Origin of the sequence: Cereibacter changlensis JA139, assembly GCF_003034985.1 — a bacterium.
Taxonomy (GTDB): domain Bacteria; phylum Pseudomonadota; class Alphaproteobacteria; order Rhodobacterales; family Rhodobacteraceae; genus Cereibacter; species Cereibacter changlensis.
In genome coordinates, this window is record NZ_PZKG01000117.1 from 1 (window position 1) to 12,781 (window position 12,781).

The 12,781-nt window shown below is 68.9% G+C and carries 11 protein-coding genes and 2 pseudogenes; 9 read left to right on the top strand and 4 right to left on the bottom strand.

The genetic code is table 11. From position 1 onward, the window contains the following. The coding region (locus C5F48_RS18210; protein WP_146170638.1) for an ice-binding family protein at positions 1-931 on the bottom strand (931 nt) is incomplete at its 3' end. A 407-nt stretch (positions 932-1,338) separates the two neighbouring features. On the opposite strand from C5F48_RS18210, the gene C5F48_RS18215 reads away from it, so the two are divergent. The 7 genes and pseudogenes from C5F48_RS18215 to C5F48_RS18240 all read left to right on the top strand — a co-directional run bounded on the left by C5F48_RS18215 (position 1,339) and on the right by C5F48_RS18240 (position 7,953). Further along, a complete protein-coding gene (locus C5F48_RS18215) occupies positions 1,339-2,112 on the top strand; it encodes a DeoR/GlpR family DNA-binding transcription regulator (RefSeq protein ID WP_107665262.1) in 774 nt (257 codons plus the stop codon). 68 nt (positions 2,113-2,180) lie between these two features. Then, positions 2,181-2,609: pseudogene (locus C5F48_RS26585) on the top strand (ATP-binding cassette domain-containing protein); the annotation flags it as partial. Positions 2,610-2,939: 330 nt separating this feature from the next. Continuing rightward, positions 2,940-3,659 (top strand): annotated as a pseudogene (locus tag C5F48_RS26590) (ATP-binding cassette domain-containing protein); the annotation flags it as partial. A 19-nt stretch (positions 3,660-3,678) separates the two neighbouring features. Then, a complete protein-coding gene (locus C5F48_RS18225) occupies positions 3,679-4,662 on the top strand; it encodes an ABC transporter permease subunit (RefSeq protein ID WP_107665264.1) in 984 nt (327 codons plus the stop codon). Positions 4,663-4,691: 29 nt separating this feature from the next. Beyond that, a complete protein-coding gene (locus C5F48_RS18230; RefSeq protein ID WP_107665265.1) occupies positions 4,692-5,630 on the top strand; it encodes an ABC transporter substrate-binding protein in 939 nt (312 codons plus the stop codon). A gap of 53 nt (positions 5,631-5,683) precedes the next feature. Then, the gene (gene araD / locus C5F48_RS18235; protein ID WP_107665266.1) at positions 5,684-6,379 is read left to right on the top strand and encodes an L-ribulose-5-phosphate 4-epimerase AraD; all 696 of its coding nucleotides are present in this window, start codon (positions 5,684-5,686) and stop codon (positions 6,377-6,379) included. Then, a complete protein-coding gene (locus C5F48_RS18240) occupies positions 6,376-7,953 on the top strand; it encodes a ribulokinase (RefSeq protein ID WP_107665267.1) in 1,578 nt (525 codons plus the stop codon). The genes araD and C5F48_RS18240 overlap by 4 nt, the downstream gene beginning before the upstream one ends. Positions 7,954-7,956: 3 nt before the next feature. Here C5F48_RS18240 and C5F48_RS18245 read toward each other — a convergent pair whose 3' ends face one another. The 3 genes from C5F48_RS18245 to C5F48_RS18255 are packed head-to-tail and all read right to left on the bottom strand — an operon-like array spanning position 7,957 to position 11,477. Further along, positions 7,957-8,787 (bottom strand): alpha/beta hydrolase, encoded by an 831-nt coding sequence (locus tag C5F48_RS18245; protein WP_107665268.1) that lies wholly within the window; start codon positions 8,785-8,787, stop codon positions 7,957-7,959. Between the two features lie 8 nt (positions 8,788-8,795). After that, positions 8,796-10,262: an NAD-dependent succinate-semialdehyde dehydrogenase gene (locus C5F48_RS18250; RefSeq protein WP_107665269.1), complete on the bottom strand. Its 1,467-nt coding sequence runs from the start codon at positions 10,260-10,262 to the stop codon at positions 8,796-8,798. A gap of 15 nt (positions 10,263-10,277) precedes the next feature. Next, entirely contained in the window at positions 10,278-11,477 is a 1,200-nt protein-coding gene (locus C5F48_RS18255) for an iron-containing alcohol dehydrogenase (protein ID WP_107665270.1), read from the bottom strand. A 203-nt stretch (positions 11,478-11,680) separates the two neighbouring features. Between C5F48_RS18255 and C5F48_RS18260 the strand changes: the two genes are divergently transcribed. Both C5F48_RS18260 and C5F48_RS18265 read left to right on the top strand, forming a co-directional pair. Further along, positions 11,681-12,328 (top strand): GntR family transcriptional regulator, encoded by a 648-nt coding sequence (locus C5F48_RS18260; RefSeq protein WP_245941338.1) that lies wholly within the window; start codon positions 11,681-11,683, stop codon positions 12,326-12,328. Further along, positions 12,328-12,781 (top strand): ATP-binding cassette domain-containing protein (locus tag C5F48_RS18265; RefSeq protein WP_146170639.1); only part of this gene is annotated, 454 nt, incomplete at its 3' end. The genes C5F48_RS18260 and C5F48_RS18265, both read left to right, overlap by 1 nt.

Sequence of the window (12,781 nt, forward strand, 5' to 3'; positions counted from 1 at the left end):
CGTCCATCGACTGCATGACTGTCGGCGCGACGCCGGTCGCCACCTCGCCCGAAAGCTGCGACAGGGTCGCCGCCAGCTCGTCGCCGCTCTGGGTGGCGGCGAGGATGGCGAAGCTGGTCGGCAGCTCGCCGCCATCGGCGACATAGTCGGACAGCGCGCCTGCGACCGCGCTCTCGTTGTCGGAGAACGCACCCTCCTCCGGCGTCGGATCGAATTCGGCCGCGGCGAGGGTGCAGACCTCGATGGTGTTGGTGTCCAGCGTCACCGCGCCGTTGCGCGCCAGCACCGCGCCGCAATTCACCGTGGCCGAGGTGTTCATGGTGATGCTGTCCAGCGCGAGGATCTGGCCGACCAGAGCCGCTGTGGTGTTGATCGTCGCCGAGGTGCCAACCCGGAAGAACACGTTGCCGCCCTGCGCCTCGTTGGTCAGCACGATCCGCGAGGCGCTGCCGGCGGTCAGCGTGGTGCCAATGTTGATGATGAACAGCGCATCCGGATCGCCGCCGCCATCCAGCGTCAGGGTCTCGCCCCCGGCGAGGTTGGCCGAGGTGGCGTAGTTGTAGACACCGGCTACCAGTGTCCGGTTGCCCAGGGCCTGCCCGGTCAGGTCACCCATCGCGGAGGTGGGGCGGGCCGCCAGTACGTTGTAGAGCGTGGCGAGATCGTTCTTGATGCGGCCGGCGACCGCGTCGGTGAGGTAGATCGCGTTCCCCGGTCCGCTCAGGGTGACCTCGGTATTGCCGGTGAAGGAGGTGCCGGGGCTTAGGGCGATGTTGCCAGTGATCGTGGTCGGGCCGGTGTTGGTGATCGTCGCGCCGGAGACGACGGCGAAGCTGATCAGATCCTGCGCGGCGCTGGCGCCGGCAAGGGTGCAGCCGAGCGGGAGCGCGGCGACGGCGGCGCGGAGGGACAGGCGAAGGCGCTGGGACATGGTCTACCTATGCTTTGCGGGAAACGGGGATCGTTCGACGCAAGCGGGCGTTCCACTTAACGAAGTTAGTACACGCCTTGGTTGAAGACAGGGGCTGGCGGAAATAAGTCCGCGTTCGTGGGATGTGTCTCATTTGCGCGACAGGGTGGGCTTCAGGCGAAACCGCACAACCTCTGGCTGCGGCACCGCGCCGCCCGGACAGGGACGGGCGCCGCCACCGCCCCGGCTCTTCGGAACCCTGCGCCTCCTCCACCGTTCACGTACCGCCGGCGCTTTGCCTTCCTCCCGGTCCAGCCACCCAAGGATGACGCCTTGCGATCATCCATGAGGAAATATCGTCATGATCACAAATTTGTCTTGAAGGAATGATCCGATTCGCTCATGCTGGCAGCGGGAGGAGTACAGACGTGAGCGATCAGCAACGCCAGCGGACGATTGTCCAGATTCTCGAGGAACGGCCCTTCGTGTCGGTCAAGGATCTGACCGCGGCTGTCGGCGTGTCCGCGGCCACCATCCGGCGCGACATCGAGAAGCTGAGCGGCGCGGGCCTGGCGCAGAAGGTGCATGGCGGCATCGCCGCGCTGACCAACGGCACGGGGCGGACCCCGGTGGCCCTGCCCTTCATCCTGAACCGCGACCTCGCCGTGGAAGCCAAGCAGAGCATCGCCCGCAAGGCCGGAGAACTGGTGCGCGACGGCAGTCTGATCATCATCCACGGCGGCTCGACCTGCTTCCACTTCGGCACGCATATCGCCAACCGCAACGTGCGGGTCTTCACCAACTCGATGCCGCTTGCCGCCTATCTGGCCGAGCATGGCACCTGCCAGCTGAAGGTCGGCGGCGGCGACCTGCATCGCGAGCCGGGCATCCTCTACGAGCCGGCGCGGGGCGACGATCCGTTCTACGCCTCGCAGTTCTTCGTCAGCGCCCTCGGCGTCAGTTCCGAGGGGCTGCTGGAATCGCACCCGCTGCTGGTGCGCTTCATCAACGACATGGTCGATCTCGCTAATGAGATCATCGTGCTGGTCGACAGCCGCAAGTTTTCCGAACGCCCCCCCACCGTCGCCCTGCCGCTGCACCGGGTCACCCGGCTGATCACCGATGACGGGCTCAGCGACAAGGATGCCCGGATGCTGGCGGAACGCGGCGTCGAAGTTCTCATCGCAAGGAGCGCTGCATGACGAAGCCAATGCTGGAGATGCGGTCGATCTCGAAGACCTTCGGAGCGATCCGGGCGCTGCGGGATGTCTCGCTGACGGTGATGCCCGGCGAGGTCCATGCGCTGATGGGCGAGAACGGCGCCGGGAAATCGACGCTGATGAAGATCCTCTCGGGCGCCTATGTGCCCGACGGGGGCGGCGAGATCCTGGTGGACGGCCAGCCGATGCAGACCGGCCGCCCCAAGGAGGCCCGCGCCCGCGGCATCGCCGTGATCTATCAGGAACTGTCGCTCGCCCCCAACCTGACCGTGGCCGAGAACCTGTTCCTCGGGGAAGAACGCGCCAGGGCCGGCATCGTCAACCGCCGCCAGATGTTGCGCGAGACCGAGCCGATCCTGCAGCGGCTCGGCGTGACCTTCAGCCCCAGCACCCTTGTCGGCTCGCTGTCGATGGGCGAGCGCCAGCTGGTCGAGGTGGCCCGCGCCCTCGGCGCGAAGGCCCGGGTCATCGTGATGGACGAGCCCACCACCTCGCTCTCCAGCCGCGAGACGGAGAAGCTGTTCGACGTGATCGCCGACCTCAAGGCGCAGGGCATCGCCATCGTCTACATCAGCCACCGGATGGAAGAGATCTACCGCCTCTCCGACCGCTGCTCCGTGCTGCGCGACGGCGCCTATGTCGGCACGCTGGAACGCGACGAACTGTCGGCCGCCAAGCTGGTGTCGATGATGGTGGGTCGCGATCTCAGCACCTTCTACAAGAAGGAACACAAGGCCGCCGCCACCGGCGAAAGCGTGCTGCGCGTGGAGAACATGAGCGACGGCCGCCTCGTGCGGGCCTGCAGCTTCGAGGTGCGGCGCGGCGAGGTGCTGGGCATATCGGGCCTCGTCGGCTCGGGGCGCACCGAGCTCGCGCGGCTGATCTACGGAGCGGACAAGGCGACATCCGGCCGGGTGCTGCTCGAGGGCCGCGAGGTGACGCCGAAATCGCCGCGCGACGCGCTGAGCCACGGGATCGTCTACCTGACCGAGGACCGCAAGGGGCTCGGCCTGTTCCTCGACATGACGATCTCGGAGAACATCAACATCTGCGTCATGGAGCGCGACGCCTCTGGCGGGCTGACCAACTTCCGCCGGGCGGCGCAGCGGGCGCGTGACGCGATGGCATCGCTGGCGGTGAAGGCCCCTTCGTCGCAGCTGACCGTGGGCGCGCTGTCGGGCGGCAACCAGCAGAAGGTGCTGCTCGCCCGCCTCTTGGAGCTGGAGCCCAAGGTGATCATCCTCGACGAGCCGACGCGCGGCGTCGACGTGGGCGCGAAATCCGAGATCTACCGCCTGATCGACGCGCTGGCCGAACGAGGCATGGCGATCGTCATGATCTCCAGCGAGCTGCCGGAGATCATCGGCGTGGCCGACCGAGTCATCGTGATGCGCGAAGGCCGCATCTCGGGCGAGGTCACCGCCACCCCTGAGAAACCCATCACGCAAGAGGCGGTCATGGTGCTTTCGACAGGCGCCGCCCCAGAGAGATCGCCCGAAACATCCCCGGCCGCGGCCCGCGCAGAATGAATGGTGAGGAGAACGCCAGATGACCGACACGCCCGACCAGACCGCGCTTGAACGGCGCGCCCGGATGCGCACCATGATCCGCGCGCTCGGCATGCTGCCGGTGCTCATCCTGCTCGCCATCGGCTTCGAGCTGATCAGCGGGCGCTTCATGTCCGCCAACAACCTGTCGATCGTGATGCAGCAGGCCTCAATCAACATCGTGCTGGCGGCAGGCATGACCTATGTGATCCTCACCGGGGGCATCGACCTCTCGGTCGGCTCGATCCTGTCGGCGGCGGCGATGGCGGCGCTGATCGTCTCGCTCTCGCCGGAATGGGGCATGGCGGGCATCCCTGCCGGCCTTCTGGTCGGGCTGCTGTTCGGCCTGTTCAACGGCGGGCTCATCGCCTTCGTCGGCTTGCCACCCTTCATCGTGACGCTCGGATCGCTGACGGCGGTCCGAGGGGTCGCGCGGCTGATGGGCGCGGACACCACCGTGTTCAACGCCGACCTGCCCTTCGCCGCCATGGGCAACGCCACGCTCTTCGGCATCCCGTGGCTGGCGATCATCGCGCTCATGGTCATCGTCGCCTCCTGGTTCATCCTGCGCCGCACCGTGCTCGGCACCTGGATCTACGCCGTGGGCGGCAACCACGAGGCGGCTCGACTGACCGGCATCAAGGTCTGGCTGGTGCTGCTCTTCGTCTATGCCATGTCGGGCTTCCTCGCCGGTCTCGGCGGCGTCATGTCGGCCTCGCGGCTCTATGCCGCCAACGGGTTGCAGCTGGGTCAGGCCTACGAGCTCGACGCCATCGCCGCCGTGATCCTCGGCGGCACCAGCTTCGTCGGCGGCGTCGGCTCGATCTGGGGCACGCTGATCGGCGCGCTCATCATCGCTGTGCTGTCGAACGGGCTGATCCTCAGCGGCGTCTCCGACATCTGGCAGTTCATCATCAAGGGCCTCGTCATCATCGTCGCCGTGTCGCTCGACCGGCTGCGGCTGCAGGGCGGCGCCCGCACCTGATCACCATCGCATCAACCGGGAGGAATACCATGCGAACCACCTCGAAACTTCTCTGCACCGCCGCGGCCATGCTGGCCATGAGCGGCGCCGCCAGCGCCCAGGAGCTCCAGCGCATCGGCATCTCGGTCGGCCTTCTGGGCAACCCGTTCTTCGTCGCCACCATCAAGGGCATCGAGGACCGCGCCAAGGAGATCAACCCGAACGTCGAAGTGACCTCGGTCTCGGCCGACTACGACCTGAACAAGCAGTCGTCGCAGATCGACAGCTTCATCGCCGCCGGCATGGACATCATCATGCTGAACGCGGTTGACGCCGAGGCCATCGCCCCCGCCGTGGCCCGCGCCAAGGCCGCCGGCGTCACCGTCGCCGCCTTCGACGTGTCGGCCCCCGGCGCCGATGTCACCGTGATGACCGACAACGTCGACGCCGGCCGCAAGGCCTGCCAGTACATCGTCGACGCGCTCGACGGCACCGGCGACGTGATCATCATCAACGGCCCGCAATCCTCGTCGATCCGCGACCGCGTCCAGGGCTGCCAGGAAGTGTTCAGCGCCAACGAGGGCATCAACGTGCTCTCCGACGATCAGAACGGCCAGGGCTCGCGCGATGGCGGCCTGAACGTGATGCAGAGCCTCCTGACGCGCTTCGACAAGATCGACGGCGTCTTCGCGATCAACGACCCGACGGCGATCGGCGCCCAGCTCGCCGCGCGCCAGCTCGGCCGCAGCGAGTTCATCATCACCGGCGTCGACGGCGCTCCGGACATTGAGGAAGCGCTGAAGGACCCGAACGCGCTGATCAAGGCCTCGGCCTCGCAGGACCCCTATGTCATGGCAGGTCAGGCGCTGCAGATGGGCTACGAGATGTTCCAGGGCAAGACGCCGGAGAACCCCACCGTCCTGCTCGAGCCGCAGCTGATCACCGCCGACACCTTGGGTGATTACCAGGGCTGGACCGCGGTCCGCTAAAGAAGCCGGGGTGGCGCGATACATCGCGCCGCCCCTTCCGCAAAGGGAATGACATGTCGCTGGATGACTTGAAACAGGCGGTGCTCGAGGCCAACCTCGCCACCGTGCGCAACGGGCTGGTGATCGCCACCTTCGGCAATGCGAGCGCCATCGACCGCGCCTCGGGCCAGGTCGTGATCAAGCCCAGCGGCGTGCCTTATGACCGGATGACCGCCGACTGCATGGTGGTCAGCGATCTCGACGGCCGCGTGCTCGACAACCGGATGCGTCCCTCCTCCGATCTCGACACCCATCTTGTGCTCTACCGCGCCTTTCCCGGCGTCGGCGCGGTGATCCACACCCATTCCACTTTCGCCACCATCCTGGCGCAATGCCTCTGCCCGATCCCGCCGATGGGCACCACCCATGCCGACTATTTCCACGGCACCATTCCGGTGACCCGCCACCTGACGCCGGAGGAGATCACCTCGGATTACGTCCGCGCCACCGGCGAGGTGATCGTCGAGACCTTCCGGGATCTCGACCCCGACACGATCCCCGCGGTGCTGGTGGCTGGCCACGGCCCCTTCGTCTGGGGCCAGACCCCGGAGGAGGCGGTGATGAACGCCACCATCCTCGAAGAGGTCGCCAAATTCGCCTGGCACGGCATGATGCTGCGCCCCGGCGCGCCGCAGATCCCGGCGGCGCTGCTCGACCGGCATTTCCTGCGCAAGCACGGGGCGGGCGCAACCTACGGACAACCGACATGACCCTTGTTGCCGGCGCCGACTTCGGCACGCTCAGCGTGCGCGTCACCATCATGGACACTGACGACGGCCGCACGGTCGGCTCCGCGGCGGCCCCCTACCCGCTGAAGCGCAGCGCCGAAGACCCGCTTCTGGGCCAGCAGGCCCATGACGACCACATGCGCGCCCTCACCGAAGCGATGCGCGCGGCCATCGCCGCGGCAGGCATCGACGGCCACGACATTGCGGCCTTCGCCGCCGACACCACCGGCTCCAGCGTCGTGGTGGTGGATGCGGCGCTGCAGCCGCTCGACGACTACTATCTCTGGTGCGACCACCGAGCGCATGGCGAGGCGGCGGAGATCACCGCCCTTGCCCGGGCCGAGGGGCTGGAGGCGATCGACTGGTGCGGCGGGGTTTATTCGCATGAATGGGGCTATGCCAAGCTGCTGCATTTCCTGCGCCATAACCCCGAGAAACGCGACCGCGTCGCCACGGCGCTCGAGCATTGCGACATGGTGGCGGCGACGCTCTGCGGCATCACCGAGATCAAGGCCCTGCCGCGCAGCGTCTGCGCCATGGGCCACAAGTGGATGTGGTCGCCGCGCTGGGGCGGGCTTCCGCCGCAGGACTTCCTCAGCCGGGTCGATCCGCTGCTGGACGGCATCAACGACAAGCTCGCCGGGCGGTTCGGCGACTCGACCGAGATCGCCGGGCATCTGTCGGCGGATTGGGCCGAGCGCATGGGGCTGCGGGCCGGCATCCCGATCCCCTTCGGCGCCTTCGACGCCCATTGGGACGCCATCGGCAGCGGCTGCCGCATCGGCGACGTGGTGAACGTGGTCGGCACCTCGACCTGCATCATCGCCGTGGGCGACCCGGCGACAACCCCCGTCCCCGGCATCTGCGGCGCCGTTCCCGGCAGCGTCATCCCCGGCGCCATGGGGATCGAGGCCGGCCAATCCGCCACCGGCGACCTCTTCGAGGCCATCGCCCGCCGCGCCGGCTCCGACGTGGCCAGCCTCAGCCGCGAGATCGTTGGCCACGGCCCCGGCTCCACCGGCCTCTTGCGGCTGGTCTGGGACAACGGCGACCGCACTGTGCTGGTCCGCTCCGACTTGGGCGGCGTCACGCTGGGCTGGGATCTGGCGCATACCGCCGCCGACGAGCTGCACGCTGCCATCGAGGGCATGGCGATGCATGTCCGGCTGATCATCGAGCGGATGGGCGAAGGCGGTCTGTCCTTCCGGCGCGTCATCAACGCCGGCGGCATCCCGCAGAAGAACCGGGTGCTGAACCAGGTCTATGCCGACGTGATGGGGGTCGAGGTGCACGTGCCCGCCTCCTCGCCGGTCGGCGTCGGCGCCTGCATCTTCGCCGCCATCGCGGCGGGGGCCTTCCCGGACATCGCCAGCGCACAAGCCCGGCTCTGCCCGCAGACCGAGGTGTTCCGGCCCAACCCCGCGGCGCATGCCGTCTACGAGCGGCTCTACGCGCTGTTCACCAAGGTCTACCACGGCCTCGGCGGGACCGGCAGCTGCGAGCTCGGCGCCGTGCTGCCGGAACTGCGCCGGTTCCGGCTGGGCCAAGTGCACTGAGCCTCAGCCAACCGTCAGCTCCGACAGCAGCATGCCGAGCGGCGAGGCGGGATCGGCGAGCGACAGCACGATGCTCAGGTGATTGAGCCCCGGCTCCTCGCGCAGCCGGTGCGGCAGGCCCCGCGCCTGCAGCAGCCGGGCGAAGCCTTGGGCCTGATCGTGGAATGGCGCGGTTTCCCCCGACCCGCGGGTGACGATCCGCATTGGCCCGGGGGCCTGCTCGGCGCCCAGCGGCGACCAGACCGTGGCCTCCTGCATGGTCATCGCCGCCTCGTCCCGCAAAAAGCTCCCCGGGATGCCGGAGAGGTCGTAGAGCCCGCTGACCATCATCAGCCCGCGCAGTGAGGGCAGGTCGGGGGCCGTCTCCTCCGGCCCCCGCGCCGCGAGATAGCTCGCCAGATGGGCCCCAGCCGAATGACCGCTGGCGCTGAACCGGGCCGGGTCGGCCCCGAGCTCCGGCGCCAGCGCGACGAGATGCCGCGCAGCCGCCCGGACCTGCGCCACGATCGGCCCCAGCCGCGTCCCCGGCATCAGGTCATAGCTGGCGATGGCGGCGATGCCGCCCGCCGCCAACACCGGGGCCGCGACCAAATGGTGATCGGCCTTCGAACCCGAGCGCCAGTAGCCGCCGTGCAGGAACAGGTGCAGCGGCGCGCCCTTCGCCGGGTTGGGCGGCAACAGGATGTCCATCCGCTGCCGCGGCGAAGGGCCGTAGGCGAGATCGGCCCGCAGCTCCACCTTCGCCGCGAACACGCGCGAGCGGGCGGCGGTCTCGGCCATCAGCGCGTCGAAATCCGGGATGAAGTCCCGGTTGCGGTAGAGATCCTGCGGCATGGTTTCCCCTAGAACTGCACGGCGAAATACTTCGGCTCGAGGAATTCGAGGATGCCGGTCACCCCGCCCTCGCGCCCGAGCCCGCTTTGCTTCACCCCGCCGAAAGGGGCGGCCGGGTCGGACATCAGACCGCGGTTGATCGCCACCATCCCGCTCTCGATGCCCTTGCCGACGCGCAGCGCGCGGGCAAGGTCGCGCGAATAGACATAGGCGGCAAGCCCGTATTCGGTGTCATTGGCCAGCCGGATCGCCTCGGCCTCGGTCTCGAAGCGGTAGACCGGGGCCACCGGGCCGAAGATCTCCTCATGGGCGATCTCGGCCTCCACCGGCACGTTCTCAAGCACCGTCGGCGGGTAGAAGTATCCCGGCCCCGGCAGAGGCGTGCCGCCGGTCGTTACCCGCGCGCCGCGCGCCACCGCCTGCGACACCAGCCGGTCGATCTTGGCGACCGCCTTCGCGGTGATCATCGGCCCGACCTGCGTCTCGGCGGCGCTCCCCGGCCCGATCCGCAGCGCCGCCATGCGCTGGGTCAGCCCGGCGACGAAGGCGTCGTGGATGCCCGACTGGACGTAGAAGCGGTTCGCCGCTGTGCAGGCCTCGCCGGCGTTGCGCATCTTGGCGATCATCGCGCCGTCCAGCGCCGCCTCCAGGTCGGCGTCGTCGAAGACGAGGAAGGGCGCGTTGCCGCCGAGTTCCATCGAGCAGGAGACCACCTTCTTCGCCGCCTCGGCCAGCAGTGTGCGCCCGACGCCGGTCGAGCCGGTGAAGGACAGCTTTCGCACCCGCGGATCGGCCAGCATGGCGTTGACCACCGCGCCGGGCTGGGTGGTGGTCAACACGTTCACCACCCCCGGCGGCACCCCGGCCTCGGCCCCGAGCCGCGCCATGGCGTAGGCGGTCAGCGGCGTCTCGGAGGCGGGCTTCAGGATGACCGTGCAGCCCGCCGCCAGCGCCGGGCCGATCTTGCGGGTCGCCATGGCGGCGGGGAAGTTCCACGGGGTGATCAGCACGGCGATGCCGATCGGATCATGGTCGACGAGGATGTGATGCGCGCCTGAGGGCGTGTGGCGGAACTCGCCCGGCACGCGCACGGCCTCCTCGGCATACCAGCGGAAGAACTCGGCGGCATAGGCCACCTCGCCGCGCGCATCGGGCAACGCCTTGCCGTTCTCCGGCGAGATCAGCCGGGCGAGATCCTCGGCATGCTCGGTCATCAGGACGAACCAGCGCCGCAGGATCTCGGCCCGCGCCCGGGGCGGCGTCGCGGCCCAGCCGGCGGCGGCGGCCTCGGCCGCATCGACCGCGCGCATCGCGTCGCCGATCGAGGCGTCCGGCACCTCGGCCAGAACCTCTCCCGTCGAGGGGTCCAGCACCGGAATGCCGCCGCCGGGCAGCCAGTCGCCGCCGATGTAGAGCCCCTGCGCATGCAGGGCCGGGTTGGCGAAGCCGGCGGTGCGGGGAGAGTCGAGGGTCATCTGCTGTCCTTCCGGTTAGTGGGTCAGGCCGCGATCGCCGCGGAACGCGGCCCGCAGCAGTCGGGTCATGCCGGCCCGGTCGATCGGCCGGGGGTTGTTCTGGATCAGCCGCTCGATGCCGCAGGCCTGTTCGGCCACGCCGTCGATCTGGTCCTCGGCAAGGCCGAGCGCCGCCAGCGTCGGCGGGATGCCGATGCGGTCGAACAGGGCGGCGATGGCGGGGATCACCGCTTCGGCCGAGCCAAGCCCGGTCACCGCGGCGATCTGCGCCAGATCCTCGCCGATCATCGGCCGGTTCCAGTCCATCACATAGGGCATCAGGCAGGCGACCCCGGCCCCGTGCGCGGTATGGGTCAAGGCCCCCACCGGATACTGGATCGCATGGGCCGCCGCCGTGCCGGCGACGCCGAAGGCCAGACCGGCATAGGTGGCGCCCTGCATCACCTGCGCCCTGGCTTCGGCGTTTGTCCCGTCGGCGCAGACCTTCTCCAGCCCCTGCCAGAGCAGCGAGATGGCCAGCAGCGCGAACTGGTCCGAGAGGGCGTTCTTGCCGATGAACACCCGCTCCTGCGTCAGCTCGGCGGTCAAAGGCCGGCGGATCGCCGTCAGCGCCTCGATCGCATGGGTCATCGCGTCGGCCCCGGCGATGGCGGTGAGGCCGGGCGGGCAGGTCAGCGTGAGGTCCGGATCGCAGAGCGCGACGGTCGGGATCAGATGCGGGCTGGAGATGCCGACCTTCAGGCTGCGCCCGGAATCCGACAGCACCGCGACCGGCGTCACCTCGGACCCGGTGCCGGCGGTGGTCGGCACTGCGATGAGCGGCAGGATCGGCCCGGGCACCTTCAGCTCGCCGTAATAGTCCTGCGGCTGGCCACCGTGCGACAGCAGGAGCGCCATGCATTTGGCCATGTCGAGACAGGAGCCGCCCCCGACCGCGATCACCAGATCGGGCGCGAAGCCGCGCGCGGCCTCGGCGGCGGCGATGGCGCTCTCCACCGGCACATCCGGCAGCGTTCCCGCCTCGATGCGCAGCGCCAGCCCCCTGCCCCGCAGGTCATCGAGCATCGCGGCGAAATCTGCATCCTCCGCCAGCCGCGCGTCGGTCACGACCAGCGCCCGCTGCCCGAGCCGCGCGGCCACTGCGCCCAGGGCCCGGCGCTGGCCCGCGCCGAAGATGATCTCGCGCGGGGCTCGGATCGTGCCGAAATGTTCCATGGTCTCTCTGTTCCTTCAGGCTGCGTTCGGGGCGGGAGGCAGGGTCGGCCCGGGCTGCGGATAGATCATATATCGGATCGTATATGATATTGTGTTTGACATTCGATATCGTATTTGCGAACCCTCTGCTTGTGTCAAGTCGAAGATGTGAGGATGCGGTGATAGGAACGGCAGCAGAGCGAGCAGGCTCCAGAGCGACTTCGGTGCGTCCGGCCAGCGTGGTGGACGCGGTCTATGACCATGTCTACGAGCAGCTGATGGCGCTGGACATCGCCCCCGGCGCGCGGATCCCGATCGACGTGATCGCCCGCGAACTGGACGTGTCGCAGACCCCGGTGCGCGAGGCGATGTCGCGGCTGGAGCGCGAGGGGCTGGTGCGCAAGGCGCATCTGATCGGCTATTCCGCCGCGCCGCAGCTGACCCGCAAGCAGTTCGACGACCTCTACACCTTCCGCCTGCTGCTGGAACCAGAATGCGCCCGGCTCGCGGTCGTGAACATGACGCCCGACTCGCTGCGCCTGCTGGAGGAGGCCGCCGCCGACATGGAGCATGGCGAGACCCCGGTGGACCGCACCAGCCGCTATTCCCGCTTCGCCCGGGCCGATGCGCATTTCCACGACGCCATCCTGCGCATCGCTGGCAACGAGGTGATCCGCGCCACCCTGTTCAACCAGCATGTCCACCTGCATCTGTTCCGGCTGATGTTCCACACCCGCGTCACCCAGGAAGCGCTGGAGGAGCATGACAACCTGCTTGCCGCCTTCCGCGCCGGCGACGCGATGGCGGCGGAAGCGGCGATGCGCGAGCATATCCTGCGCTCGCGGGACCGGCTCTTGGCGGCCTTCGACTGATGATGGCCAAGGCGCTGCCCCTCTCCGCCACCCCGGCGCAGGCGGCTGCTCCCGCCCTGCAGGCGGTGGGGCTGGCCAAGGCCTATGGCCCTATCACCGTGCTGTCGGATGTGTCGATCGACATCCACGCCGGCGAGATCCACGCCATCATCGGCGAGAACGGCGCCGGCAAGTCGACGCTGATGAAGAGCCTCTCGGGCCATGTCGCGCCGACCGGCGGCCAGCTGTCGATGGGCGGGCGGCCGGTCAGCTTCGCCAGCGCCGCCGCCGCCGAGGCCGCCGGGGTGGTGCTGGTGCATCAGGAGATCCTGCTGGCGCATGACCTGACCGTCGCCGAGAACCTGTTCCTCGGCCGCGAGCTGACCCGCGGCCTGATGGTCGACGACCGGGCGATGAACCGGCGCGCGGCCGAGATCCTGGCCTCGGTCGGCGCGCTCTGCCATCCGCGCGACC

Excerpts from the sequence above, each read along its gene's own strand:
- C5F48_RS18230 (WP_107665265.1), top strand. The coding sequence starts at position 4,692 with ATGCGAACCACCTCGAAACTTCTCTGCACCGCCGCGGCCATGCTGGCC.
- araD (WP_107665266.1), top strand. The coding sequence starts at position 5,684 with ATGTCGCTGGATGACTTGAAACAGGCGGTGCTCGAGGCCAACCTCGCC.
- C5F48_RS18250 (WP_107665269.1), bottom strand. The coding sequence starts at position 10,262 with ATGACCCTCGACTCTCCCCGCACCGCCGGCTTCGCCAACCCGGCCCTG.
- C5F48_RS18225 (WP_107665264.1), top strand. The coding sequence starts at position 3,679 with ATGACCGACACGCCCGACCAGACCGCGCTTGAACGGCGCGCCCGGATG.
- C5F48_RS18240 (WP_107665267.1), top strand. The coding sequence starts at position 6,376 with ATGACCCTTGTTGCCGGCGCCGACTTCGGCACGCTCAGCGTGCGCGTC.
- C5F48_RS18245 (WP_107665268.1), bottom strand. The coding sequence starts at position 8,787 with ATGCCGCAGGATCTCTACCGCAACCGGGACTTCATCCCGGATTTCGAC.
- C5F48_RS18255 (WP_107665270.1), bottom strand. The coding sequence starts at position 11,477 with ATGGAACATTTCGGCACGATCCGAGCCCCGCGCGAGATCATCTTCGGC.